The following is a 25,911-nucleotide window of genomic DNA, read 5'->3' as shown; positions in this document are numbered from 1 at the left end:
TAGGCTGAGGTTAAATATACAGTGCGCCCTAGAGTAACCATGTCACACTGCAACCAATCCATCTGTCGTTCCCGCAATCTCCCAGAAATGTGCGACACTGCTGCCAGTTGGCAGCAAAAAGCCGATCGACTAACGGTAGAATTAAACACCACCCAGGATCTGCTTCATGCAGAAATCGATCGGCTCAAACAAGCCAACGAAACCCTTCACGCCGCTGTCAGTTGTGCCCCAATTTTCCTGTGGGCAACAGACAAAGAAGGCAAGTTAACCCTTGCAGCAGGGAAAGGATTAGAAAATTTGGGACTCAAACCAGGTGCAACTGTCGGGCTATCGATTTGTGAAGTTTACAGCAGCCAGCCAGATATCTTAGAAAATATTGCCGACGTATTAGCAGGAAACGATCGCACTTGGAACGTCCAAGAGAGGCATTTTATTCACGAAATTCGATCGGCAGCCCTGCGAGATGGAAACGGCGAAGTGGTTGGGGCAGTCGGTGTTTCTACTGAAATTAGCGAACGCGAGCACTCCATCGCAACTCTGGAAACGGCAAATCAAGAATTAGAAGACAGACTGCAGCAGCAAACGGCAGTCTTCACTGCAGCACTTGCCGAAAGCGAAAAAAAGTACCGCAACCTCGTAGAAACCTCCCAAGAATTGATTTGGTCGATCGATATTGAAGGACTCTTGACTTTTGTCAATTCCGCCGCCAAACGCATCTACGGTTACGAACCGCCAGAAATGATCGGAAGGCGCTTCACCGATTTTTTAGTTCCCGATCAAGAAAATAGACCAAGAGAAATATTTGCCCAACTTTTAGCAAGAACCAAAATTCAGCCACAAACCGCTAATTCTCCTTACGAAACTGTACACATTCGTAAAGACGGTACTCCCGTCCACCTGCGCGTCAACAGCATCGTCAACCAAGCTGAAAACGGCGCTATTTTAGGCTTGTGCGGCACGGCGACAGATATTAGCGATCACAAGCGATCGGAAAAAGCACTCCAAGAAGCTACAGACCAACTTCGCGCCGTTTTGGATGCCGTACCCGGACTGATTTCTTGGATTAGTTCCGATTTGCGGTATATCGGAGTCAACCAGCACTTAGCAACCTCATTCAACCTGTCTCCTGAAAGCTTTGTCGGTCAAGAAATCAACTTTCTCGAAAAAGGCTCGACTTTCGGAGAACTTATCCGAATTTTTTTTAACAGTTCATCTCAGCAAACCTGCCAAGAAATAGAAATAGAAATTAACGGTTTCGTCCGCAACTATTTGATAGTAGCTCAGAAATATCATCAGGGAACCGCAGCAGTTTCTGTCGGAATAGACATTACCGACCGCAAGCGTGCGGAAGCTCTCAAAAACCAATTGATCTGCTCGTTGCAAGAATCAGAACACAAATTTCGTAGCCTTTATGAAGCCACCAGCGACGCAGTAATGTTGCTTGACGAAAAGGAGTTTTTTGACTGCAACCCCGCCACCTTAAAAATATTTGGCTGTAGCAACAAACAAGAATTTTACGGCAAGCATCCGAGGGAATTTTCCCCGCCATTTCAGCCTAACGGACAAGATTCAGCCAGTTTAGCTTCACAGAAAATGAACATAGCAATGCTCATAGGTAGCTGTCGATTTGACTGGGTACACCAGCGACTCGACGGTTCAGAATTTTCCGCAGAAGTTCTGTTAAACGCAATGGAAATTAACGGAAAAAAATTTCTCCAAGCAGTAGTACGCGACATTACAGAGCGCAAACGGGATGAGGAGCAAATCAAAGCCTCCCTCGCCGAAAAAGAAGTCCTTCTCCAAGAAATTCACCACCGCGTCAAAAACAACCTCCAAGTTATTTCTAGCCTGCTGAAACTTCAGTCTCGCTACATTCAAGACAGCCTCGTTAGTGAAATGTTAAAAGAAAGTCAAAACCGAGTCAGATCAATGGCTCTAGTTCACGAACAATTATATCACTCCAAAGACTGGTCAAACATTGATTTTGCTGAATATATCCAAAATCTCGCCCACAATTTATTCCAAGCTTATGAAAATCATGCAGAAGGCGTCAACTTGCAAACAAATATTGCGCCGTGTTCTCTGAATATTGATACGGCAGTTCCTTGCGGCTTAATTATCAACGAGCTTGTGACAAATGCCCTCAAATATGCCTTTAAAGGACAAGTTAAAGGTAAAATTAACATAGATTTCACTTTAGATAGTAACAGAGTTTGCGTGCTAACTGTGAGCGACAGCGGAATTGGTTTTCCTCAAGACTTAGATTATCGCAAAGCCCGAACATTGGGTTTGCGACTGGTCTGGTCTTTAGTCAAGCAAATCCGGGGGAAAATAGAACTGTTAGAAACTGCGGGCACGACTTTTAGAATAACCTTTTGTCAACCCAAATTGCACTCTGAGGAGAAAAATTAGTGTCCAACAAAAAAATTCTGATAGTTGAAGACGAGAGCATCATTGCAGAAGACATTTCAGACAGTTTGATATCTCTAGGATATAGAATAACTGGCATGGTCTATTCGGGAGAAGAAGCGATTGAATCGGCAGCCAAGTTGCGCCCGGATTTAGTTTTAATGGATGTTAACCTGCAAGGAGAAATCGACGGCATTACAGCAGCCGAAGAAATTCGCTTGCGCTTTCAAATTCCAGTAGTTTATCTGACAGCCTATGCCGATGAAACTACTTTGCGACGAGTTAATAGTACAAAACCTTTCGGCTATATTGTCAAGCCATTTGAAGAAAAAAACTTGCACACAACTATTCAACTGGCACTCTACCGACATCAGTATGACAGCTTGACGAACCTGCCGAATCGTTCATTTTTGCGAGAAAAATTAAGTCGAGTATTAGATGGTCAAAAAGAATTGTCTGGAGTCGTTCCAGTTGTCACGCTTAGCTTAGATAAAATCAACCGCATTAACAGTACCTGGGGACACGATATCGGCGACTCGGTGCTTTGCAGCATCGCCCAGCGGCTAACTAACTGCATGGAAAGCATTAATATTGTTGCTCGTTTGGAAGCAGCCGAATTCGCGCTGATTCTTAAACCAGTTGCAGAAAAACAGGATGTGGCTAAGATTGCTCAAAACATTTTAGATATTGTATCCCAAGGTATGATTGTCAAAGATTGCGAAGTCTCTGTCACTGCTAGTATGGGGATATGCTTGTATCCCGGGGACGGCACTGACGGTGATGAAATGCTGAAAAATGCTTATATAGCAATGTATCAATCTCAGCAAAAAGGCGGCAATACTTATCATTTTTACACGCCACAAAATGCTAATTTTTTTATTAATACACTTCTTCAAGAAACTTGCTTGCGCCATGCTTTAAAAAGTTCAGAGTTTGAAATATACTATCAGCCGCAAATAGCAATTAAAACAGGTAAAATTATTGGGGCTGAAGCTTTAGTCCGCTGGAATCATCCAGAACGGGGGCGAGTTTCTCCTGGGGAATTTATTCCAATGGCTGAAGAAATGGGCTTGATTGCACCGTTGGGTGAATGGGTATTAGAGACTGCTTGCAGGCAAACTAAAACATGGCAAAGAGCAGGTTTACCCCCCCTGCGAGTGGCAGTTAACGTGTCAGCCCGTCAATTCGAGCGCAAAAATTTCACGGAAAGAGTCAGGGAGATATTAACAGAAACCGATCTCGATCCCAAGTGTTTGGAATTAGAACTGACGGAAAGTCTGGTTTTGCAAGACGAAATTGCAGCAGCTAAAGCTTTTACGGTGTGGAAAGAGCAGGGGATTAGGATAGCAATTGATGATTTTGGGACGGGATATTCTTCTTTGAGTTATCCAAAACGCTTTCCGTTTGATGCGATCAAAATTGACAAGAGTTTTATTCGCGATATTGCAGACGATCGCCAAAATGCAGCGATCACAATAGCGATTATTCAAATGGCACACTGCATGAACATGACGGTGGTGGCTGAGGGGGTAGAAAATGAGCAAGAACTTGATTTTTTGTGCGAGTACGAATGCGACGAAATTCAAGGCCATCTTTTCAGCCCAGCTTTGCCAAGGGCTGAGTTTGAAGCGCTGCTGAAAAGCGATAAGTGCTGGGATTTACATCAATTCCGGTTGCAATCCTCCGGAATAGTTGACTGTTGACTGTTGACTGTTGACTGTTGACCGTTGACAACTGACAACTGCCAACTGACAACTGACAACTGACAACTGACAACTGCCAACTGACTCATTCAAAAGATACGATCGCCCAACCAACTTCCCAGCCACAGCCCGAAACCCGAAGTAGCCACCAACAGGATAACCGTGTAAAGCCCGCTGCTGGTGTGGATCAACCTTTCTGCGGCTACCATCCGCGCCACAACTCCAGCAATAATCCCGATCGCAGCCCAAGCCCCATAAACAGTCTTAGACCCGGCGATAGCCAAAGCTTGGACGAGATCCCCCGAACCCGCCCCAGCCAAAACCCCCGCCCACGCCCCAATCCCCAGCCCGATCGCACCAGAGAGCCCGACGGGGCCGCCAGAATTCCCACCTACTTCCGCCGCCAGCCCACACATCAAGCCAACAATCGCCCAACACACGGCCGCCACCAACGCCTTAACCCAATTCCCAGAAACTGTTCCCGCCATCAATCCCACCACTGTCACCACTCCCCCTACAGCCAAAACAGCAGCCACGGCCCGCGACTCGGCCTCAGAACTGGCGATCGCCCCCAAACCAGCCCCAACTGCGGCCCAAGCGGCCCCTGTGACCTTTCCTCCCGCCTGAAAACCAGCGATCGACCCCCCTACCGCCCCAGCCAAAACTAACGCCGCCAGCCACACTCTAGGCGTTGCCGAACCCTCCGCCAGCAAAATCGCGGCCCACAGCCAATCTGCACCGCAGATTAAAGCCCACATCCACAGCGGGGCGGCTGATTTCGTCAAAATCCAACCGGTCAAAGCGTAACTCGCCACGGCGATTACCAGCGGCCACCAAGGGAAGCTTGAATAGTGTTGAGATGGCCGCACTTCCCTCGGCGCGCTTCGCGGTTTTGAGTATTGAGTTGAAAATTCTGTTTTCCGTTTCGAGGTAAGCTTTCGATAGTGTTGAGATGGCCCTGCTTGCCTCGCAACGATTCGCCCTGGTTGCTTTGTGCCCCGCCACGCTGGGCTATTGTGAGTGGTAAATCGTTTCTTGCTTGAAGAGTTTTTTTGAGTGAGAAATTTTTTGGAGGCGGCTTTTGGGCGGGTTTGACGGCGCTGGGAACCAGGCTTGGCGGCTGATTTTCCAGAACGCCTTCTCAGTGGCTTTTCCGGCGCAGGGGGCGGTGGCTGCGGAAACTGTTTTTCGATCGACCTCGATGATTCAGGCTGACTCAGAAACGACAGCAACTGCTGGTAAGCTTCATTAATTTCTGTTAATCGTTGGTGAGCTTTTTGTTGCAGGCGATCGTTGTGGGCAAACCGATCGGGATGCCACACAAACGCTAAATCCCTGTAAGCGCGCTTAATTTCTTCTAGGGAACTTCCCGGCTCAATTTCGAGGATTTCGTAGCATCGATTAATGTCAGCCATAGGCTTGGGGCAGGTGTTGGTAAATTCGCGTGAAGCGAAGCTATCCCGTAGGGAATCGTACTTAACATCTTGTACTATTCTCAGCCAAGCTGCACATTGACACTCTGGGCCCTATAAGCGCGGAGATTCTTAACTCGTAGGGAGTCCAACGACCTTGCCCTCCGGGAAGCATCTTGACGGTATGTCCTACCGCTGCAAGTCCTCGTCGTAGAACTACTTGGGCTGCGGCAACATCTCTATCAGTTGTATACCCGCAGCTATTACATTTGTGGATACGTTCTGACAAATCTTTTTTACCTGTCTCAACTCCACAGTTAGGGCAAATTTGACTGGTTTTTCTAGAGTCAACTTCCAGGAAAAAGACTCCACGCTTAAAACAACACTGTTTCAGGATGTTGAAGAATTGTCCCCAAGCCGCATCTAGGCAGTGCTTGGCTAACATTCCCGCAGCTAGAGCTTTGCAATTTAAGTCTTCAACAAATATCATTCCTGCCTGATTGCAAAGCAAGTGAGCAGTACGCCAATGAAAGTTCTTGCGGGTGTTGCTTATATGTTCATGGAGTTTTGCCACTTTCGTTTGAGCTTTACGCCAATTATTTGACCCAAGTTTCTTTCTGTTGACTCTTTGTTGCAGCAATTTAAGCTTGCGTTGAAGGTCTACAAAAAACCTCGGTCTTGGTAGTGTTAGCCCAGATGATGTAGCGAGAAAACTGATTAATCCTACGTCGATTCCTACTGCTTCTCCTGATGGTGTTGCTTGAGGTACAGATACACCCCATTGCAAACTAAGCATCACGTACCAACCGCTAGCTCGTTTAACAATTCGAGCTTGTTTCACCAAGGCATCACCAGGTATCTCCCTTGATTGTCGGAACTTAACCCAACCTATTTTAGGTAGGTTAATCATGCCGTTTTTCAAAGGCGATTTCCCCAGTTGTGGAAAAACAAAAGATTTACAGCGACCAGGCTTCTTGTACCGAGGAAAGCCAAAGTTTCTCTCCCACATTGAAACAAAAGCTTGTTCTAACCGTTTAAGTGTTTGTTGTAGAACTTGCGATTGAACTACCCTCAAAGCGGGGATTTTTTCTTTTGCTGCTGTTAAACTTTTGCACTGAGAAGCATAAGTAGGACGCTTAGCATCAGCAGGAATAATGTACTCGGAATGTAGGGAACAAGCATTAACCAGGCAACTACGAGACTTATACCAAGCCTTCCGTTCAGCAAGTGCGTAGTTATACACCCGCCGACACTGTTCTAGCCAGTCTTCAAACAGTGAAACTTGGCTGACGGTAGGTTTGAGCTTAAACTCGTAGGTTAGAGAAAACACTTGTAGTACCTCCTTGTCTCAGTATGGTACCATACTGTTACAAAGGGACAACACGATTTATAAGAAAAAAGCCGCCCTAGAAGGGCAGGGCTTTAAACCCATTTTCTCGGTAAGCCGAGATCCGATCGAGTGTCAAGCGTCCTCAAGTCTGCGGGCCATCCCTAGGGTCGATCAATGCAGGCGGACAACTGAGTACAATGAGAAAATCCTTTCGTGCCGCAATCTGTGTCAGTGTCGGAAAATCAAGCTCCCACCTTCATCTTAGTTGACGGCCACTCCCTGGCCTTTCGCTCCTACTTCGCCTTTGCCAAAAGTCGAGACGGAGGCTTGCGAACGACAACAGGCATTCCCACCAGCGTCTGTTTTGGCTTTCTCAAGTCGCTGCTGGAAGTAATGGCCGCCCACGACCCCCAGTACATGGCGATCGCCTTTGACCTCGCCACGCCCACATTTCGCCACGAAGCAGACGACACCTATAAAGCCGGTCGAGCCGAAACACCGGAAGATTTTAAGCCGGATATCAAAAACCTGCAAGAACTCCTCACCTATTTGAATTTACCTGCCATAACTGCTCCCGGCTACGAGGCGGACGATGTTTTGGGAACTTTGGCAAACAAAGCCAGCGCGGCGGGTTATCAGGTCAAAATCCTCACGGGCGATCGAGATTTGTTTCAATTAGTAGAAACCGAAAAACAAATCAGCGTATTATATTTGAGTACCGATGAGCTCAGGCGATCGGGCAAAGGCAAATCCCAAGAATACGGCCCGGAAGCAGTCAAAGAAAAACTCGGTATTTTGCCCGAACAAGTAATAGATTACAAAGCCTTGTGCGGCGACAAATCCGATAACATCCCCGGAGTCAAAGGCATCGGCGACAAAACCGCCCTGCAATTGCTGGAAGCTTACAATTCCCTTGATGGAATTTATGCAGCCATTGATGAGATTAAAGGAGCAACTAAGAAAAAGCTAGAAGAAGGCAAAGAAGCTGCTTATCATTCTCAACGCATGGCGACAATTGTCCAAGACGTGCCCTTAGAAATCAACTTAGAAGATTGCCAGCTTATAGGTTTTGACGAATCAGCCTTGATTCCCATGCTGGAAAAGTTGGAATTTAAAACATTTTTAAGCAAAGTAAAGCAAATTCAAAAGCGTTTTGGTGGCACAGAAGAGCCATTGACAGACAGTGGAACAGGCATCTTGCCTGTTGCAAAGGGCGGGCAAGATGCCCAACCCCTACTCCCCACAATCAATTCAATGGAGAGTGGAACAGGCAAGATGCCTGTTGCCGACAGTGGAACAGGCATCTTGCCTGTTGCAAAGGGCGGGCAAGATGCCCAACCCCTACTCCCCACAATAGATAAGTCACCTCAAACTTCTGAAATTTCAGAAGATGAAAGTGACACATTTTACAGTTTGGCAGAAACCCTAGCCGCCCAGCAGGAAAACAAATTACCAATTAAACCCCGAATAATTCAAACAACCGAACAGTTAAACGAATTAGTCCAACTGCTGCAAACTTTCACCGACAAAGCCTCACCCGTGGCGTGGGATACCGAAACCACCGCCATCGAACCGCGAGACGCCGAATTAGTCGGAATTGGCTGCTGTTGGGGAACCGGCGAAGAGGATCTCGCTTACATTCCCACGGGACACAAAAGGGGCACAAACTTGGACAAAGCCACAGTTTTAAATGCTTTGCGTCCGATTTTGGAAAGCGAGAATTATCCCAAGGCGCTGCAAAATGCTAAGTTCGATCGATCGATCCTGCGTTGTCAAGGAATTAAACTAGCAGGAGTCGTCTTCGACACCATGCTAGCCAGTTACGTACTCAATCCCGAAACCAGCCACAGCCTCAGCGAACTGTCAAAGAAATACTTAGTCGAGTCAGAAGACAATCACAGTGTCAGCGAATCGTTAAGGGAATACTTACGCAATAATCCCAAAAGTTATACTAAATTAGTATCGAAAAACCAAACAATTGCTGACATCAGCATTCGAGAAGTAGCCGACTACTGCGGCATGGATGTTTACACTACATTTCACTTAGTTGGGGCACTTAAAGCCAAATTGAAGGAAGCTGATGAATCTAGCTTTCCCGATAAGTCTTTGCAGAAGTTGCTGCTGGAAGTAGAACAGCCCCTAGAACCAGTTTTAGCTGAAATGGAATATTGCGGAATTCGCATTGATTCTGCTTATCTAAATACACTTTCGCAGCAGCTAGAAAAAAGCTTAGCGGAAATAGAAGAAAAAACTTATGCCGCAGCGGGAAGAAAGTTTAATTTAGGTTCCCCGAAACAACTCAGCGAAATCTTGTTAGAAAAAATCCCGGATGAGTTTCAGAAAAAGTCTCGCAAAACTAAGACTGGATACTCTACAGACGCCGCTGTTTTGGATAAATTGCAAGGAGACCACCCGATTGTAGACGATTTATTAGAACACCGAACATTATCCAAGTTGAAATCAACTTATGTCGATGCTTTGCCGCAGTTAGTGCGTGCGGATACCGGGCGAGTGCATACAGATTTCAACCAAGCTGCAACTGGTACGGGAAGGCTTTCTTCTTCCAATCCAAATTTACAAAATATTCCCATCCGCACCGAGTTTTCACGGCAAATTCGCAAAGCTTTTTTACCAGAAGAAGGTTGGCTGATGGTGTCGGCTGACTATTCTCAAATTGAATTGCGAATTTTGGCTCACTTGAGTCAAGAACCTGTGTTAATTGAAGCTTATCAAAATAACCGAGATGTGCATACCGTAACGGCTCAACTGTTGTTTGAAAAGGAGGAAATAACTCCCGACGAGCGCAGGTTTGGCAAGACGATTAATTTTGGAGTAGTTTACGGTATGGGGGCGATCAAGTTTGGGCGATCGATGGGCAAGACTTCCAAAGATGGCAAGGAGTTTATTGCTAAATTTAACGCTCGCTATAGTAAGGTTTTTGAATATTTGGAGAAAGTAAAAAAAGAGGCGATCGCCCTCGGATACGTTACCACAATACTCGGCCGCCGTCGCTACTTAAACTTCGAGAGCGAAAGCCTCCGCGACTTAAAAGGCCGCAATCCCCAAGACATTCACTCCGATCGACTTAAATCTCTCAGCAGAGATGACGCCCAATCTTTGCGGGCCGCAGCCAACGCTCCCATTCAAGGTTCCAGTGCTGATATCATTAAACTTGCCATGATTGAGGTACACAAAATTTTGCAAAACTATCAGGCGCGGCTACTGCTGCAAGTTCACGATGAATTAATCTTTGAAGTCCCTCCCGATGAATGGGAAGAATTGCAACCAAAAATTAGAAGTGCGATGGAAAGTGCTCCGACAATTATAAGTGCGATGGAAAATGCTCTGCCGAAAAATACAAGTGCGATGGAAAATGCGCCCGGTATGGTACCGCTGATAGTTGACATCCACGCTGGGCAAAATTGGATGGAAACTAAATAAAACACAGAAATATGAGCCAACTTAAAATCGCCATTTTCCCCAAAATAAAAACCTTAAGTGCAGTTGCTCTGCTATTGCTACTATTTGGTTGTCCGCAAAAGTTTGCACCGAATAACTATGCTGTCAAGCGAGTCAGCGACGGCGATACCCTTGTCGCCAGTGATGCCGCCGGGAAAGATATAAAAGTGCGTTTTGCCTGTGTAGATGCACCGGAAATCTCGCACGGCGAACCAATTAGCAAAGCATCAAATAAAAATCAATTCAAGTGGGGAAATCTAGCGCACCAAAGAATGCAGCAGCTTGTCAAACAAGGGGGCGGTCGCGTTGTTTTGACCGTCACCGATACTGACCGCTACGGCCGCAAAGTTAGCGAAGTTCGCTTGCCAAATGGTACATTTGCCCAAGAAGTTTTGATCCGCGAAGGATTAGCAATGGTTTACCGTCCTTACTTGAAAAATTGTCCGAGTGCAAGTGTTCTGGAACAAGCGGAAGCCGAAGCTAAGAAAAATCGCCGCGGCGTTTGGGGAGATTCTAAGTTTGTTCCTGCGTGGGATTTTCGCAAGAAATGATTTAGTCATTGGTTATTGGTTATTGGTGGTTGACAGTTGACTGTTAACTGTTACCAGTTCTCCATGCCCCATGCCCCACGCCCAATTCTCCATGCCCTATGCCCTATGCCCAATTCCCAATTCCCCAACAAATGTGATAGGCTCCAGATAAACTAATAGACTGCTGACAAAAGCGGTCTATTGCAATCACCCAAAATTAACTTTAAGGGACATCAATGAATTTCAAACATCTGGTTATTTCCGGCCTTGCCCTGATCCTCGGTACTACAATCGTAGGAAATGCTATTGCTCAAGGACTGACGGACGACCAAAAAACGGTTGTTTGTCGCTTGAAAACAGAATTTGATCAGCGGAAAGGCAACGGTCAAAAATTAGTATTTGTGCCGTTGCTGGGTCAAGTTCGCAAGCAAGTTTCATCTCCTTTTAGAGCAACGCTGCATCCTAATGTGGAGTATGTTTTTGTTGCCACTTGCGACGGAAATTGCCAGGATTTAAACTTATCTCTCAAGGATGCAAGCGGTCAGGAAGTCGCTGTGAGTCAAAAAACAGGCGAACTGGCGTCAATCTCTTTTACTCCCCCATCCCAAGGCGAATATCAAATCAGTGCTAAGCCTGGGGAATGCACGACGGCAGAGGGTTGCAGTTACGGCCTGGGAATCTTCGTTCCAGCAAGTGCTAGCGTACCTAATGCTTCAAGAATTCCTGCTGAGATAGCACAATTTCGACTTTGCCAGTAGGGGAACAAGGATAGAGTTGTGGGTTGCGAGTAGAGTAGAGTTTTTAATCAGAAATCTAACTCATAACTTGCAACTTATAACTCGCAACTTATCTCGCAACCACGCCCGACGGTGAGTAGGTTCTTAATTAGTGAAACCATGCCTTTGACTGGTTTTTACTTGTTGCTTTTTTTTACTCTGAACGACTTGCCCGATCGCATCGCCGAAGGGAAGGTAGCTGAAGGCAGCCGAAGAGCCTTCTTCCTTCTGCTATAATTTGTTACGCATAACTCCTCCAAACTGTCAAGCAGATCGAGCTGTGGAACCTTGCAAAGGCCCAATAACTGCCGAAAGCTGGCTTGAAGCCAGAACTTTATTTACCCTCAGACAGGCATCAATTAGAATATAGATGGTGCCTCTCAAAGGTGACGAGTACATTGCCCATGTCTTTAACCTTAGCTTTGAAAAATCAACTGCAGAACCGTCCTCAAATAGGGTTGAAAAGTCTGTTGGGCCGCTTGGGTATCAGGCAGAAAATCGGCTGCGGATACGCCTTGGTCATTAGTATTGCCGTTTTGGGTGCTGTGGCGGGACGGGGAGTAGAATCCTATCACAAACAGCAAGTTAGAGAAAAACTAGCGATCGACCGAGATAAAGCGGAAATCCTGACAAACCTCAACAACACGGTGCAGGAAGTCAGAATTCAGCAGCAAGAGCTCGCGAGTCTGACGGCCAAACCGCAAATTTTCGATCGCGAACGATCGGAATTCCTGACTCGCGTTGCTCAGATGAGCGGAATCCTGGAACAACTGCAAACCCTACCGCCGACGAAGAATCCCGAAATTGCCCAAGACTACGAACTGCTTCAACAGTTCGTTCAAGTCAACGGCAAAACCGTAGAATCATACTTTCAACAAGTACAAAAATTGTTGGCTACTGCGAAATTATCTGCTTTGAATCCGCAACAGCAGCAGGCTTTTGGGCGGAATTTGAACAATTTTGTGGCCGGCGAAACTGCTTTGAAACTCAAACAGTTTTCCGAGGATTCAGCCCAACTGGCCGGCAACTTTCGCGAGAAAGCAGACGAGGCATTGAGAACCTACGAAAATGCCGAAAAACTCGGAACTCTCATTCTCGTTGGCTCTCTCTTGATATCAGGTGCGATCGCAGCAATTCTAGCAGCATACACCAGCGGGGCGATCGCTCGCTCCTTAGAAGCCACCACCCTCATCGCTCAGCGAGTGACAGAAGAATCTAACTTTGACCTGCAAGTACCCGTCACTACTTCCGACGAAGTGGGAAGGCTAGCAATTTCCCTCAACGAACTAATCCAAAGAGTAGCCGAATACACAGAAGAATTGCACGAAGCAAAAGTAGCCGCCGAAGCTGCCAACCGCTCGAAAAGTGCATTTCTCGCCAACATGAGCCACGAACTACGCACCCCCCTCAACGCCATCATTAACTACAGCGAAATGCTGCAAGAAGATGCTCAAGATTCCGGTTCAGAAGACTTTCTCCCAGACTTAGAAAAAATTCAAACCGCAGGCAAACACCTGCTGGATATGATTAGCGACATCCTCGACATTTCCAAAATAGAAGCAGGTCACGTCACCCTTTATTTGGAAAACTTCGACGTGGCAACGATGATTGAAGAAGTGATGACTACTGCTCAACCGCTAGTAGAAAAAAAAGGCAATTCTTTAGCACTGAAAACAAAAGGCGAACTCGGCACAATGTACGCCGACCAACCGAAAGTGCGGCAAATTCTCCTCAATTTGCTCAGCAATGCTGCCAAATTTACCGAAAAAGGCGTCATTACTATCGGCGTCGAAAGAATGAAAATTGAAAAATCAAGACCGACCAAACAAAATAAAAATAATGATATTCACTCTGGTTCAAACTACACTTCTCAAGTTTTAATGTTTCGAGTCAGCGACACCGGCATCGGCATGACAAACGAGCAATTAGAGCAGATATTTAAACCTTTTACCCAAGCTGATGCTTCAACTACCCGCAAATACGGAGGCACGGGTTTGGGATTGACAATTAGCCAGCGTTTGTGTCAAATTCTCGGCGGCGAAATTAGCGTCGAAAGCGAAGATGGTAAGGGTTCAACTTTTATTGTCAGTCTCCCGGAACGGGTGGTGATGCAGGCATGAAGTCAATCGATTTTAGATTTTAGATTTTAGATTTTAGATTAAAGAATTGAAGCCTTGACTTGCGCGAGATAAATACGTTCGGCAAGTTTCATCGGATACAGGTTTTTTATTTCTGGACGGATGAATCACGTGGCGGGTATCCTGGATGCTTGATTGTCAGGCAATATATGGATTTTGACACGGATACACGGATTAATTATTGAGCATTCGTCAATAGTCAGGAGGCAGATATTCAAGGAAAAAGAAAGAGGGAGGAAGGAAGAGGGAAATTTTAAAATGTATTGATATAGCAACCGCTTTCGTCGGTTAGGGCATAAAGTGTAAATAGCCCCAATTGCCGTGCGATCGCAAAACCCATCTCCAAAGTTTTGCTCTTAAATATCAATACTTCGGACAGTTTTTGATTACGAACCGTAGAATAAGGGTTTCAAGGCTCCAAGGCGATCGAGCTACCAACGGAAAATTGAGGGTTTCAGACTACGAAATAAAAACAGTTCGGACTATTGAAATATCAGGGCTTATGAATATTACTCGCGTCTCAGTTGACTCAGCAGGCAATCAGGGCAATCCACTCCCCTTCTCCTTCACCTCTCCTTCCATTTCGCCCGATGGGCGGTTTGTGGCGTTTGCCTCTCCAGCATCCAACCTCGTGCCGGGGGACACTAACGCTAGCAATGATGTCTTTGTCCGCGACACGCTAGCCAATACCACCACCCGCGTCTCTGTGGACTCAGCAGGCAATCAGACTTTCGGCGATTCCTACAGCCCCTCTATCTCAGGTAATGGGCGGTTTGTGGTGTTTGACTCTCTAGCATCAAACCTCGTGCCGGGGGACACTAACAATCGCAGTGACATCTTCGTGCGCGACACGCTAGCCAACACTACCACTCGCGTCTCTGTAAACTCAGCAGGCAATCAGGCGAACGATTACTCCTACTTCTCTTCAATCACCCCCGACGGGCGATTTGTAGTGTTTTCTTCTAATGCCTCCAACCTCGTGCCGGGGGACACTAACAATAACATCGACCTTTTCGTGCGCGACACGCTAGCCAATACAACTACCCGCGTCTCTGTTGACTCAGCAGGCAATCAGGCTAACAGGGAGGTTTACGGCTCCTCCATCTCAGCAGACGGGCGGTTTGTGGCGTTTACTTCTTTTGCCTTTAACCTAGTGCCGGGGGATACTAACGAAAACTACGACACCTTTGTGCGCGACTTGTCAACCAACACGACAACCCGCGTCTCTGTGAACTCAGCAGGCAATCAGGCGAGCGGTAGCCCCGGCATCCCTTCCATCTCAGCCAACGGCCGGTTTGTGGTGTTTGATTCTAATGCCTCCAACCTCGTGCCGGGGGATACTAACAATACCAGCGACATCTTCGTGCGGGACTTGTTGACGAATACAACCACCCGCGTCTCTGTTGACTCAGCAGGTAATGAGGCTAACAAGTTTTCCTCCAATCCCTCCATCTCAGGCGACGGGCGGTTTGTGACATTTGCATCTACTGCCTCCAACCTAGTGCCGGGGGACACTAACGAAAACTACGATGTCTTTGTGCGGGACACGCTCGCCAACACCACCGCTCGTGTCTCTGTTGACTCATCAGGCAACGAGGGGAATAACGAGTCCTCCGACTCCTCCATCTCTGCGGACGGGCACAGAGTAGTGTTTTCATCTGATGCCACTAACCTCGTACCCGGAGATACTAACAATACCCTCGATGTCTTTGTTTCTGACATCGGCAATACTCCAGGCAATAACCCTCCTGATAACAATATCAACGGCACTCTAGGTAATGACATCCTGACTGGCACCAACGGCAACGATATCATCAACGGTTTGCGGGGTAACGATATCTTCACTGGCGGGGGTGGCAACGACTACCTGTCTGGTGGCAAAGGTTTTGACACTCTCAACGGCGGTTTGGGAAACGATATTCTAGTCGGCGGCGCGGGCAACGATGTATTTGTTTTAGGTGCGGGATTGGGAGTTGATACGATCGCTGATTTCGCCAACTCTCAAGATACCGTGCAATTAATCAATGGCTTGACCTTCGGACAGCTATCAATTTCGCCGGGAACTGACGGCACATTAATTACAGTAGCCAGCAGCGGTGAAGTTTTAGCTTCTTTGATAGGTATTGCTCCCAATCTCATCGGTTCTGAAGATTTCATCTCGGTCTAGAGATAGTAAAGTGGTCATTTGTGAAATCACTTTTACTCAGGGAACCTGATGAAAATTGGCAAACAATCCTTGGCATTAATAGGCCAAATTATTGCAGTTATGTAACCTACTTTTACCGCTTTATTCACAAGAAAGCAACAGCGAATTGAGCCAACTTCAATTTTTCTGAGAAGCCCAAAAATGGTTGTTGCCGATCGCAGAGACTGTTTCTCGATCGGCAACAACCCCGCCAATCTGTCTTGTGCGAGCCTCCGCCGCCCCTTTTACCGTCGTTGGAGCGTGTAATCGAACAGTTTTTGAAATATTGTTGACTGTTGACTGTTGACTGTGAGTCAAAAAAATGAAAATTGCGCGAATTATTTGTTGGCAGCTTGATTCGACTTTACGCCCGACGAGGAAACGCGGATTTGATATCAATTATCACAATAAAGAATAATTAACAACCAGACCCGGACTAACGCACAGACTCTATCTGTAGGTGCGCCGTGTGCACCTTACATATAGGGGTTCTGCGTAAGTTTTGATAATTCCCAGGTCAAAACCTGGGAATATAGCAAGCCTAAAGAAGAAAGCCTTGTACAACAGTAGTTTTCAAGACTCCTTCAAAAGTGCGTTCTGTCTTGTCCACCAGCACAACGACATTGCGCCCGTTCGGAGACAAACGAACTTCTCGGATTGAATAAGAGAACACCCAATCTTGAAAATTGTTCAGCGTTCCGAGGACACGCTGCCGACCGTTATGATTAATTACAAGACGCATGGCGGCGCTTTCTCTGCCAGCAGAAGCATTTTTTTGCCGCTGTTCTAGGCGAATTTGTAAAGGCTTTGCTGTATTGACTCTGACGGCGACTGTCTCGCTTCCATTGGCTCCGGGAGTACGAGAAATAATGTTGAGTTTAGTTCCAGCGTGAGGAGGAGTTAACTTCAAAGTTTGCCTGCTATTCCAAGTTTTTTTAAGCAAGTCATCTTCTGCCATTTTAGTGCTTTTATTGGAGTCTGGCTCGCCATATTTAGTTTCGATACACCCATTTCTGATGCAGGAATTTGCAGCAACTTGGACAATTTGCAATTCTGCTTTGGGAATTCCCGCTCCAGTATCTCTGGAACTTTCTAGATACAAGTAGTAATTGCTGTCGGCGGAAAAACCAGACATCCGGTGTGCGGCACGCCAGGTACTTGCCAAAGCTTCAGGGGCTAGTGTGATCGCGGCACTTGCTATAATACCTAACGAAATTAAAGGTAAAATTTTCATAGCTATATTTTCCAGGTGTGAGAGTTATAGCGGCTGTTATTGATGAGTAAAACAATAACGCTTTGGGTTTAGCTATAGGACTGTGACGCTTCTCAAGTCCTCTCTCCTATTTACATGAGTGTTTCTCCATTTTCCGCAGCAGGAGACTGTTTAAGAATATGCCGTTTTTTCAAGTGGCACTAGAAAGCATTTTTAATGTGAGAGTTGCTCTTATCTCACATCTTGCACTCTTCTCAAGAACAGGCAAGATGCCTGTTCCACAAAGAGTGAATTTTCTTCTTGTGGAACAGGCATCTTGCCTGTTCATAAAAAGCTTATTGACAATGGTGCAATATCTCAGTCCTATCCAAGAGTCCAACTTTTAGGCGCGGCAGTTTGCTTTTCCTTGCGAGGGACTGCTACACAGGACGGAAATACCTATCTCAAGATAGGGGAACACCGATCCGCCCCCTCTCCGCAACTGCCTACAATGACTATTGTACGGGGAATTAAGCAATTGCCTCTACAGCAGTCATCATTTTTAATGCAGGGAATTAAAATTTATGCAACCAAATAATCCAAACCAATTTACAGAAAAAGCCTGGGAAGCCCTCGCCCGCACCCCCGAAATCGTCAAAGCAGGTCAGCAGCAGCAGCTAGAAAGCGAACATCTTATGAAAGCTTTGCTGGAACAAGAATCGGGACTCGCTAGCAGCTTGTTTAACAAAGCGGGAGTTTCTGTAGCAAAATTGCGCGATCGCACTGATGAGTTTATCAGTCGCCAGCCCAAAATCACTGGAAGCGGCGGCAACGTTTATCTAGGTCGTTCTCTCGACACTTTGCTCGATCGCGCCGAAACTTATCGCAAAGAGTACGGCGATGAATTTATTTCGATCGAGCATTTGATACTAGGTTACGTTAAGGACGATCGCTTCGGCAGAAATCTACTACAAGAATTTAAACTAGATGAAGGCAAGCTCAAAGATATCATTACCCAAGTCCGGGGGAAGAACAAAGTGACCGATCAAAATCCAGAAGGCAAATACGAAGCGCTGGAAAAATACGGCCGAGATTTGACAGAAGCCGCGCGTCAAGGCAAACTCGATCCGGTAATCGGACGGGATGACGAAATCCGCCGCACGATTCAAATTTTGAGCCGTCGCACCAAAAATAATCCCGTATTGATTGGGGAACCGGGAGTCGGCAAAACTGCGATCGCCGAAGGACTCGCCCAGCGAATTATCACCGGAGATGTGCCGCAATCTCTCAAAGACAGACAATTAATTAGCCTAGATATGGGCGCGTTAATTGCCGGGGCAAAATTCCGGGGAGAATTTGAAGAACGCTTGAAAGCGGTGCTCAAAGAAGTGATGGACAGCAACGGCAAAGTCATCTTATTTATCGATGAAATTCACACCGTTGTCGGTGCGGGTGCGACTCAAGGATCGATGGATGCCGGTAACTTACTCAAACCGATGTTAGCGAGGGGAGAATTGCGCTGTATCGGTGCTACAACTCTCGACGAATACCGCAAGTACCTCGAAAAAGATGCGGCACTAGAACGCCGTTTTCAACAAGTTTATGTTGACCAACCAACAGTTGAAGATACTGTCTCGATTTTGCGGGGCTTGAAAGAACGCTACGAAGTTCACCACGGCGTGAAAATTTCTGACAGCGCCCTAGTGGCGGCGGCTACTTTGTCTACTCGATATATTAGCGATCGCTTCCTTCCAGACAAAGCCATTGACTTAGTTGACGAAGCAGCCGCTAAACTCAAAATGGAGATTACCTCCAAGCCCGAAGAACTAGACGAAATCGATCGCAGGATTTTGCAGCTAGAAATGGAAAGACTGTCGCTGCAAAAAGAAAGTAACGCTGCTTCGATCGAGCGCTTGGAAAGACTGGAAAAAGACTTAGCAAACCTCAAGGAACAGCAAAGCGCTTTGAATGCCCAGTGGCAATCGGAAAAAGGTGTCATCGGAAACATTCAAAAGATTAAAGAACAGATTGATAAGGTGAATATTGAAATTCAGCAAGCTGAATTAAAATATGACCTCAACCGCGCTGCTGAGTTGAAATATAGCAAGTTAACTGAATTGCAAAAACAATTGCAAGAAGCAGAAGCTCAACTGTCCGCAACTCAAACCACAGGTAAAACTTTGCTGCGGGAAGAAGTCACTGAAGCTGACATTGCCGAGATTATTTCCAAGTGGACGGGAATTCCGATCAGCAAGTTAGTTGAATCGGAAATGCAGAAACTTCTGCACTTGGAAGATGAACTGCACAAGCGGGTAATTGGACAGGATGAAGCGGTGACTGCGGTTGCAGATGCAATTCAGCGATCGCGCGCAGGTTTAGCCGATCCCAATCGTCCGGTTGCGAGTTTTATCTTCCTCGGCCCCACGGGTGTTGGCAAAACCGAGTTGGCGAAAGCATTAGCGTCTTATCTGTTCGACACGGAAGAAGCGATCGTGCGAATTGATATGTCGGAATACATGGAGAAACACGCGGTTTCGCGGTTAATTGGTGCGCCTCCGGGATACGTGGGCTACGATGAAGGTGGACAGTTAACTGAGGCTGTGCGCCGCCGTCCTTACTCAGTGATTCTATTCGATGAAATCGAGAAAGCGCACCCGGATGTATTCAACATCATGCTGCAAATTCTGGATGACGGCCGCGTTACCGATGCTCAAGGTCACACAGTAGACTTTAAGAATTCTGTGATTATTATGACATCGAATGTCGGCTCTCAATACATCTTAGATGTGGCGGGAGATAACGAACAAATGCGGAGTCGGGTGATGGAAGCGATGCGGGGAACTTTCCGCCCGGAATTCTTGAACCGGATTGATGAGATGATTATCTTCCACGGTTTGAGTAAGACGGAACTGCGGCAGATTGTGCTGTTGCAAGTTAAGCGCTTGGAAAAACGGTTAGCCGATCGCAAAATGTCTCTGAAATTGTCGGAATCTGCGATCGACTTCTTAGCAGAAATTGGTTACGATCCGGTTTACGGTGCGCGGCCTTTGAAGCGGGGAATTCAGCGCGAGTTGGAAACCCAAATGGCGAAGGGTATTTTGCGGGGAGATTTTGCTGACGGCGATACCATTTTTGTGGATATCGAGAATGAAAGGTTGGCGTTTAAGCGGCTGCCGGCACAGTTGGTGACTGCGAAATAATTGGAGTAGGGTGGGCTGTGGCCCACCTTATTTTTTTGAGGCGATGGTTCTTTTTTTTACTGCTGATGGACGCGGATGGGATTGCGGGCGATCGTTCTTAAGGGCGATCGTTTTCTGATTTATCTTTTTTGAGCTCTTGGCGATCTCTGACTGCTTTAGCTGCGACATGGGAGAGAAGGTTTGCGAGGGTTCTATCTTCTTCTTCGGCCCATTCGGACAAGGCTTGATGAACGTCTTCTGGCAGTGTAACTGTAACTCGCATTCGTGAAGGCATAGGTGGGCACGGTTTTACTTCAATTGTCTTAAATTTTACACTGCAAACCCTTTCAGTATGGCGCCGTCTTCAACTCGGGCGATCGCTCCGGGATTGGTCCTTTTTCTGCTCTTGGCGCTCTCTAACAGATTTCGTCAGCAGGTAAGTTGTCAAACTGCTAACGGATCTGCTTTCTTCTTCTGCCCATTCTTCCAGAGCTTTTTGAATTTCCTCTGGTAGGTATGCGGTAACTCTTCCCCGTGAAGCCATTCGTTGCACTACAAAAAATCTCAATACAGTCCATCTTACGCTGTTTTGAGTTAAGACCGATAAAAATATTTCATTTTAAGTTGTTTTAAATTATTGTACGTCATTGTGTGTTATAATACCACCTGTAAACAGTCAAAAGCCAGCCCCTTACTGTCCAAGGTTCCGGGCTGGCTCTGGCTCCAACATTCAATGGAGACAAATTCTATGATGACATACAAAGAACGCTTGTGTTGTTGGGCGATCGCCCGTTTGTTACCCTCTGAGCAATGGATAATTGTTGCCCGCTTCCGCAGTCGTTCAGATGCAGACGGGCATTTTCAGTTTCTGCGTCAAACTATACCCCACGTTAAGTTCGAGGTTGTGTTCGATTCCAGTGGGGACAGTCACCGTTTATCGGCCTTGGGCCGCCCTTCCAATTCCGTCACCAGCGCGTTATAAATGGTAATTTTCGCGGCGGTTTCAGTTAACTAAACATTTGCGATCGCACTTTTTTTGATAAGTGCGATCGGCCGTACCATCTTAGCCAAATCAGAATTTATACTGGGGTGGCCTCAAGACTAAAATTTTCCGAACAGGACTTTATCAACCTTGGGCTGTGGTAAAATGATCGTATCCACACCACTTTCTCGTTACTTAAAAATATGCGATCGCAACTAGAACAAATTACGCTTCAAGACAGAAATGCTGCTGAAATGGAAATTCGCGACAAGCAGAAGCAAATTAATTACGATACGAGAGACTATCCCCTCGAAATACTTGTTCAAAAATATATGGAAGGAATTAACGATGATACTAATAAGTTGTTTATTCCCGACTACCAACGCGAACTTGTTTGGGATGAAGCAAGGCAATCAAAGTTTATCGAATCGGTAATTTGGGGGCTGCCAATACCTTCTATATTCGTTGTTGATATCGGCCATGATGAAAATGATGAACCACGTTTAGAGATCGTATACGGTGCACAACGCATTCTTACCCTAACTAGATTTGTTAACAACGAATTAACCTTAATTGGACTCAAAAAAATAGAGCATTTAAATGGATTTAAGTTTAGTGATTTACTCATGGCTCGCCAGAGGAACTTCAACCGAAAGACAGTTCGGACTATCCAATTAACTGAAGCTGCGAATGAGGAAGTCCGAAGAGATTTATTTGAACGGATACAATCCTTTTAAGGGCAATGTAAATTCATTTTACCTACTGTACAAAATCTGAGGCAACCAGTTTAATAAATGTAGTGGCGCGTATTGAATATTTCCGCAATTAACTGCCATGTCACACTCATGAATACTGTATTTTTAGACTTTAATACACGCGCCAAAGAGGTGAACGATTACTTCATTTTTTTGGAAAGCTTGGAAAAACAGACAACGAAGTTAGCTTTATTCGATACTCGTGGCAAATACCAAATTCAAAGCCTCGATCCAGAGTTAGCAAAAACTCTCAAAGCTAATGCTTTTTTGTTACTGTATAACTTAGTTGAATCCACTATGCGAAATGCGATTGAAGCCATATTCCAGGAGTTCAAAAATAAAGGAATCTCCTTTGACCGACTAAAACCCAAAATCAAAGTGATTGTCCTCCAAAATCTAAAAAACCGTTCTCCTCAGAAAATTCATTTAACAATCAATCAAATCTCTACAGATATCATCACAGCTACATTTGAGCGCGAGGAACTGTTTTCAGGAAATGTGGATGCTAGGTTGATTAAAGAAATAGCAGAAAAATATGGTTTTTCATATCAAACCGACTTTACTAAGACAAAGAACGGGCAAAATCTTGTAGTTGTTAAAAGCAACCGGAATGATTTGGCGCATGGGATTAAGTCTTTTGAGGAAGTTGGACGAGATAAGACAATTAAGCAACTATTAGAAATGATATCGTTTCCGGTTGTATCGGAATGATTTAACCGCAGAGGGCGCAGAGAACGCAGAGGGAGAGAATACAGAGAGGAATAATTCCGATGCTACCGGATTTGATATGAAGGAAGAAGTCGTAGAGTATTTGACGCAAATACTGGAAAATATCAGAGATTATCTTGACAATCAAGAGTATTTGGACGTAACTACAGGTAATCCTTAATTTTAGGCTAAGAAACCGGGTTTCTCGGATGATTTAGGTTGGATGGCGAGATATCTCGGAAGAAACCCGGTTTCTGGGGATGATGCGAAGGCTACTTCCGCACCATCACAGACTTAATTACAGCATTCGGGTGATACTTATTAGTCTGATAAAATCCCCCTTTACCAGCCCCGTAAACCCCCCCAAATTGTTTGCCTTCAGCCTTGGGAACAAACATAATGTTTCTAGTGGGTTGCTTGGCAAATACAACCCCTTCTCTCATTTCATTATCCACGTTATAAGATAAAGTAGCCTTGCCGTAAATTGCCTCAGCTTGTTTCAGAGTCATTCCCGGCCCGACGCCCTGAACTGTTTTATAATTAGCATTGTCAGTCATCAAAAGTTCAATGACATCGGTATCTTTTAGCTTTGTACCCGCAGCGTAGATAATGCGATATTGCACTTTTCCCGATCGACTAACTGTTACAGAATCAAAGTCTACCATAAAAGGAGACTCTACTTTAAACTGCGCCGTGGAACCCAGAGTCTTTTTCAATTGTCCGAAAGTCATCCCCACCTTCGCCGCTCCAATTGTGCGATCGGAAATTGTTAAACTTGCAGCAGGTGTTTTTTGAGCAGTTTTTGCCGTTTCCCCCAGCTTATTTGCACCCCCAAGCGCAACAGCGGAACCGGGCTCGGAAATTAAGGTGAGGTAACTGCCGATCGCCAATAAAACAGCTATCATTGATCCAGACAAAACTTTAAGATTCAACATGACTAATTCTCCTAGATTTCAAATGCGACTATCTACCCGTATCTTTTTGACTATCCTGGGCCTCACCCTCCTAGTTTGGATTCTCAGAGGTGTTGGGATATTGACATTCATTCCCGGTGGTGTTATCTGGATACTGATTTTGTTGTCTTTTGTTGCGGGTATCCTCAGCACTTTACTCCGTCGGTAAGCCAGCATCCGGCAAATAACAAATAAGAATTAACAATTAAAAGTTAACAAATTATTTTAATTTTGATTGTTTGATAGCCTTTCCCACTGTTACATTTAACTGAGCGCCGATCAGCATCACCAAAGAAGAAAGATCGAGCCACAGCAGCAACACAATAAAAGTTCCGATCGTGCCGTAAGTCCAAGTGTAATTGCCCAAGTGCAAAACATAAAACCGAAATAAAGCTGAAAAAAGCGCCCACAAAATAGCAGCAAAAACAGCTCCCGAAAAAATAGGAATATCTGGTTGACGGCGGCTAGGCCCGTAGCGGTAAACAAAAGCAAAGGCTAGTGATATAATTCCCAAAGAAATCGGCCACCGCCACAGCCGCCAAACACCTAACAGTTGCGACTCCAAAGGGCAATTGCCGGCGAGGAGCAAGCAATTTTGAACATCTTTTAAATGGCAATTGGCGACGGACTCCAGCAGGCAACTCTGGCGGGCAATAGCTTGTACGATTAAGTCGCTGACAAAGACTACTCCCGATGCTAGAATTAACAGCACAATTGTACCGATACTCAGCGCCAGAGAAATAAGTTTTGCTTTCCAAAATGGTCGAGTTCGATCGCTGGGGATGTCATGGATACGATCGAGTGCAGCCATCGCCGCGCTCATTACTCCAGAAAATGCCCAAATCGCCCCAAGAAAGCTCACCGAAAACAGCCCTTTACTGCGAGTTAACAGAATTTCTTTGATTAAGCCACCAATCAACTTCCGCACGTCATCGGGTATAACTTCGCCCAAAAGACGGGCGATTTGATAAAGTGTTGACTGCAAAGGTTCAAACAGAGCGATCGCAGATAAGATAGCCAACAGCCCCGGAAATAGCGCCAGCATAGAATTGTAGGCCATTTCTGCAGATAGCCCCGGCAAGCGCTGCTCTCCCGCCTTCGCGCCGACTTCCTTGAGGGTGCCCCAAGTCAAACACCGACAAAACAGCCAAAAACCCCCAAATTTCCGTTTAAGAGCTCTCAGCAGCCTTAAAAGCGCCTTAAACAAAGCTAAAATCAGGTAGCGCAACCAGTAAAAAATGTTCATAGCGCACAGGCAATGGGGCGAAAGATGAGGTACACAAGTCGTTAATTAATTAATATCAAATCCGGTTGCATCGGAATTATTCCTCTCTGTATTCTCTCCCTCTGCGTTCTCTGCGCCCTCTGCGGTTAAATCATTCCGATGCAACCGGAAACGATATAAGCCATTATCAACTCGCAATTGCTAATTCTCAATTGCCAATTCCCAATTCCCCAATCTAAAATCTAAAATCTAAAATCTAAAATCAATATTATGGCTCAGGATGTCAGACAGTGGTTAGATGAAATCAAGCGGCTGCAACAGCAGTTAACAGAAGTTTCGCGCGATCGCGATGAGGCTGGTGAAAGTGCGGCTCAGTGGCGCCAACTGTACAATACCGAAGCCGAGCAGCGGCGGAATGATGCTAAATTAACTCAGCAAAGCATCGCTTCTCTGGAAGCACAAATACAGCAATTACAAAATTTTTCCCCCATTGCGCCCGAAGGCGACGATGCTGGAGTTGCTCGCCAGCAGGAAGTCGAACAACTGCAAACAGTAGGCGAACTTAAAGCTAAGTTAGCAGAAGTTCTCGAAGAGCGCGATCGGGCGATCGAACAAGTTAAACAACTCACTCAAGCCCTCAAACAAGAAGAAGCCCGTCACGCCGAAACTAGCAAAAATTTAACTAGCGCCCTCGGAGATGCCGTTGACTTGCTCACGAAAGCCCAAAATCCTGCCCCTGCAAAAACCGAGACAGTATATTCTTTAGAGATAGTACCTACTCGCACTGCAAATCCTGGCGAAACTGCTCTGGAAATACGTCAAACTTCCGCCCCAGGCAAAAATCCCGCCCAACTTCCACCTTCTAAAAATCAGTTACTCGATTTACCGCCTTTTAGCAATTAGTCAAACGATTAGAAAAAATCATGCTATAAATTATCCGATACCCCTAAATCAGCGGATCTGGGGGATGGGGGT

General features: G+C 45.9%; 20 protein-coding genes. 12 read left to right on the top strand and 8 right to left on the bottom strand.

Annotated elements, in window-relative coordinates; translation table 11 throughout:
* Positions 1-39: 39 nt before the first annotated feature.
* On the top strand, positions 40-2,412 hold the full coding sequence (locus QUB11_RS15360) for a PAS domain S-box protein (RefSeq protein ID WP_333391048.1): 2,373 nt from the start codon (positions 40-42) through the stop codon (positions 2,410-2,412).
* Positions 2,412-4,112 (top strand): EAL domain-containing protein, encoded by a 1,701-nt coding sequence (locus QUB11_RS15355; protein ID WP_333391047.1) that lies wholly within the window; start codon positions 2,412-2,414, stop codon positions 4,110-4,112. Before QUB11_RS15360 ends, QUB11_RS15355 begins: the two co-directional genes overlap by 1 nt.
* Before the next feature lie 89 nt (positions 4,113-4,201).
* Here QUB11_RS15355 and QUB11_RS15350 read toward each other — a convergent pair whose 3' ends face one another.
* Together QUB11_RS15350 and QUB11_RS15345 are read right to left on the bottom strand one after the other, a co-directional pair.
* Entirely contained in the window at positions 4,202-5,527 is a 1,326-nt protein-coding gene (locus QUB11_RS15350; RefSeq protein ID WP_333391043.1) for a J domain-containing protein, read from the bottom strand.
* A 61-nt stretch (positions 5,528-5,588) separates the two neighbouring features.
* Positions 5,589-6,854 carry a transposase gene (locus QUB11_RS15345; protein WP_333391040.1) on the bottom strand — a complete coding sequence of 422 codons (1,266 nt, stop codon included), beginning with the start codon at positions 6,852-6,854 and terminating at the stop codon, positions 5,589-5,591.
* 231 nt (positions 6,855-7,085) lie between these two features.
* Between QUB11_RS15345 and polA the strand changes: the two genes are divergently transcribed.
* The 5 genes from polA to QUB11_RS15320 all read left to right on the top strand — a co-directional run bounded on the left by polA (position 7,086) and on the right by QUB11_RS15320 (position 15,924).
* Positions 7,086-10,295: a DNA polymerase I gene (polA, locus tag QUB11_RS15340; protein WP_333391110.1), complete on the top strand. Its 3,210-nt coding sequence runs from the start codon at positions 7,086-7,088 to the stop codon at positions 10,293-10,295.
* An 11-nt stretch (positions 10,296-10,306) separates the two neighbouring features.
* Positions 10,307-10,864: a thermonuclease family protein gene (locus QUB11_RS15335; RefSeq protein WP_333151933.1), complete on the top strand. Its 558-nt coding sequence runs from the start codon at positions 10,307-10,309 to the stop codon at positions 10,862-10,864.
* Between the two features lie 215 nt (positions 10,865-11,079).
* Positions 11,080-11,601 carry a hypothetical protein gene (locus QUB11_RS15330; protein ID WP_333151931.1) on the top strand — a complete coding sequence of 174 codons (522 nt, stop codon included), beginning with the start codon at positions 11,080-11,082 and terminating at the stop codon, positions 11,599-11,601.
* A 422-nt stretch (positions 11,602-12,023) separates the two neighbouring features.
* Entirely contained in the window at positions 12,024-13,739 is a 1,716-nt protein-coding gene (locus QUB11_RS15325) for an ATP-binding protein (protein ID WP_333151929.1), read from the top strand.
* Positions 13,740-14,259: 520 nt separating this feature from the next.
* Positions 14,260-15,924: a calcium-binding protein gene (locus QUB11_RS15320; protein WP_333391037.1), complete on the top strand. Its 1,665-nt coding sequence runs from the start codon at positions 14,260-14,262 to the stop codon at positions 15,922-15,924.
* Between the two features lie 156 nt (positions 15,925-16,080).
* Here the strand turns inward: QUB11_RS15320 and QUB11_RS15315 are convergent, their stop codons facing one another.
* Together QUB11_RS15315 and QUB11_RS15310 are read right to left on the bottom strand one after the other, a co-directional pair.
* Positions 16,081-16,260 (bottom strand): hypothetical protein, encoded by a 180-nt coding sequence (locus tag QUB11_RS15315; protein WP_333391034.1) that lies wholly within the window; start codon positions 16,258-16,260, stop codon positions 16,081-16,083.
* 223 nt (positions 16,261-16,483) lie between these two features.
* A complete protein-coding gene (locus QUB11_RS15310; RefSeq protein ID WP_333391032.1) occupies positions 16,484-17,176 on the bottom strand; it encodes a DUF2259 domain-containing protein in 693 nt (230 codons plus the stop codon).
* A 542-nt stretch (positions 17,177-17,718) separates the two neighbouring features.
* Between QUB11_RS15310 and clpB the strand changes: the two genes are divergently transcribed.
* Positions 17,719-20,334 (top strand): ATP-dependent chaperone ClpB, encoded by a 2,616-nt coding sequence (clpB, locus tag QUB11_RS15305; RefSeq protein WP_333204374.1) that lies wholly within the window; start codon positions 17,719-17,721, stop codon positions 20,332-20,334.
* A 97-nt stretch (positions 20,335-20,431) separates the two neighbouring features.
* On the opposite strand, the gene QUB11_RS15300 is transcribed toward clpB, so the two are convergent.
* A complete protein-coding gene (locus QUB11_RS15300; RefSeq protein WP_333052781.1) occupies positions 20,432-20,608 on the bottom strand; it encodes a ribbon-helix-helix domain-containing protein in 177 nt (58 codons plus the stop codon).
* A 69-nt stretch (positions 20,609-20,677) separates the two neighbouring features.
* Positions 20,678-20,857, bottom strand: coding sequence for a ribbon-helix-helix domain-containing protein (locus tag QUB11_RS15295; protein ID WP_332960054.1), 180 nt, complete (start codon positions 20,855-20,857; stop codon positions 20,678-20,680).
* A gap of 204 nt (positions 20,858-21,061) precedes the next feature.
* On the opposite strand from QUB11_RS15295, the gene QUB11_RS15290 reads away from it, so the two are divergent.
* From QUB11_RS15290 to QUB11_RS15280, 3 genes are all read left to right on the top strand, one after another.
* A complete protein-coding gene (locus tag QUB11_RS15290; protein WP_333052782.1) occupies positions 21,062-21,295 on the top strand; it encodes a hypothetical protein in 234 nt (77 codons plus the stop codon).
* Between the two features lie 203 nt (positions 21,296-21,498).
* A complete protein-coding gene (locus QUB11_RS15285; protein ID WP_333204372.1) occupies positions 21,499-22,032 on the top strand; it encodes a DUF262 domain-containing protein in 534 nt (177 codons plus the stop codon).
* A 72-nt stretch (positions 22,033-22,104) separates the two neighbouring features.
* Positions 22,105-22,761 (top strand): MAE_28990/MAE_18760 family HEPN-like nuclease, encoded by a 657-nt coding sequence (locus tag QUB11_RS15280; protein WP_333204370.1) that lies wholly within the window; start codon positions 22,105-22,107, stop codon positions 22,759-22,761.
* Between the two features lie 269 nt (positions 22,762-23,030).
* On the opposite strand, the gene QUB11_RS15275 is transcribed toward QUB11_RS15280, so the two are convergent.
* Positions 23,031-23,693: a hypothetical protein gene (locus QUB11_RS15275; protein WP_333204368.1), complete on the bottom strand. Its 663-nt coding sequence runs from the start codon at positions 23,691-23,693 to the stop codon at positions 23,031-23,033.
* Positions 23,694-23,931: 238 nt separating this feature from the next.
* Complete coding sequence (locus tag QUB11_RS15270; protein ID WP_333204366.1) at positions 23,932-24,957, bottom strand: YihY/virulence factor BrkB family protein; 1,026 nt, start codon at positions 24,955-24,957, stop codon at positions 23,932-23,934.
* Positions 24,958-25,206: 249 nt separating this feature from the next.
* On the opposite strand from QUB11_RS15270, the gene QUB11_RS15265 reads away from it, so the two are divergent.
* A complete protein-coding gene (locus tag QUB11_RS15265; RefSeq protein WP_333204364.1) occupies positions 25,207-25,839 on the top strand; it encodes a hypothetical protein in 633 nt (210 codons plus the stop codon).
* Positions 25,840-25,911: the final 72 nt, after the last annotated feature.

This window comes from Microcoleus sp. B6-A1 (assembly GCF_036705085.1).
Taxonomy (GTDB): domain Bacteria; phylum Cyanobacteriota; class Cyanobacteriia; order Cyanobacteriales; family Microcoleaceae; genus Microcoleus.
This window is presented reverse-complemented; position numbering and strand designations above follow the sequence as displayed.

Coding starts and splice junctions, on each gene's coding strand:
- QUB11_RS15360 (WP_333391048.1), top strand. CDS start 40: ATGTCACACTGCAACCAATCCATCTGTCGTTCCCGCAATCTCCCAGAA.
- QUB11_RS15350 (WP_333391043.1), bottom strand. CDS start 5,527: ATGGCTGACATTAATCGATGCTACGAAATCCTCGAAATTGAGCCGGGA.
- QUB11_RS15335 (WP_333151933.1), top strand. CDS start 10,307: ATGAGCCAACTTAAAATCGCCATTTTCCCCAAAATAAAAACCTTAAGT.
- QUB11_RS15330 (WP_333151931.1), top strand. CDS start 11,080: ATGAATTTCAAACATCTGGTTATTTCCGGCCTTGCCCTGATCCTCGGT.
- QUB11_RS15325 (WP_333151929.1), top strand. CDS start 12,024: ATGTCTTTAACCTTAGCTTTGAAAAATCAACTGCAGAACCGTCCTCAA.
- QUB11_RS15320 (WP_333391037.1), top strand. CDS start 14,260: ATGAATATTACTCGCGTCTCAGTTGACTCAGCAGGCAATCAGGGCAAT.
- QUB11_RS15310 (WP_333391032.1), bottom strand. CDS start 17,176: ATGAAAATTTTACCTTTAATTTCGTTAGGTATTATAGCAAGTGCCGCG.
- clpB (WP_333204374.1), top strand. CDS start 17,719: ATGCAACCAAATAATCCAAACCAATTTACAGAAAAAGCCTGGGAAGCC.
- QUB11_RS15300 (WP_333052781.1), bottom strand. CDS start 20,608: ATGCCTTCACGAATGCGAGTTACAGTTACACTGCCAGAAGACGTTCAT.
- QUB11_RS15295 (WP_332960054.1), bottom strand. CDS start 20,857: ATGGCTTCACGGGGAAGAGTTACCGCATACCTACCAGAGGAAATTCAA.
- QUB11_RS15290 (WP_333052782.1), top strand. CDS start 21,062: ATGATGACATACAAAGAACGCTTGTGTTGTTGGGCGATCGCCCGTTTG.
- QUB11_RS15285 (WP_333204372.1), top strand. CDS start 21,499: ATGCGATCGCAACTAGAACAAATTACGCTTCAAGACAGAAATGCTGCT.
- QUB11_RS15275 (WP_333204368.1), bottom strand. CDS start 23,693: ATGTTGAATCTTAAAGTTTTGTCTGGATCAATGATAGCTGTTTTATTG.
- QUB11_RS15270 (WP_333204366.1), bottom strand. CDS start 24,957: ATGAACATTTTTTACTGGTTGCGCTACCTGATTTTAGCTTTGTTTAAG.
- QUB11_RS15265 (WP_333204364.1), top strand. CDS start 25,207: ATGGCTCAGGATGTCAGACAGTGGTTAGATGAAATCAAGCGGCTGCAA.